Source organism: Lacinutrix sp. MEBiC02404, from assembly GCF_053601575.1.
This window is the reverse complement of the sequence record NZ_JBSHNV010000044.1, coordinates 1-266: the sequence shown is the minus strand read 5'-3', so window position 1 is coordinate 266 and position 266 is coordinate 1. Positions and strand designations below refer to the sequence as shown.

1 protein-coding gene is annotated in these 266 nt (G+C 40.2%); it reads right to left on the bottom strand.

Annotated features, from left to right (window positions below; genetic code table 11):
* A partial coding sequence (locus ACVCXO_RS00230; RefSeq protein ID WP_452227593.1) for an HYR-like domain-containing protein occupies positions 1-266 on the bottom strand: 266 nt, incomplete at both ends.

Here is a 266-nt window from a genome sequence, read left to right as displayed (position 1 = left end):
TTAGCTAAAGTTGCAAGATCAGCAACAGGAGCAGTAACATCTGTAATTACTATGTTTTGTGTTTGTGTGGAAGCATTCAGATTAACATCTGTATATGTCCAAGTTACCACGGTTGTTCCTTGTGTTGAAATAGGAAGGGTTGCATCGTTGGTAACAGTAACTATTCCACCACAATTATCTGTTGCCGTTGGTGGCGTTAAAGTCGTTACTTCACATTGTGCCGTTACATTAGCTAAAGTTGCAAGATCAGCAACAGGAGCAGTAAC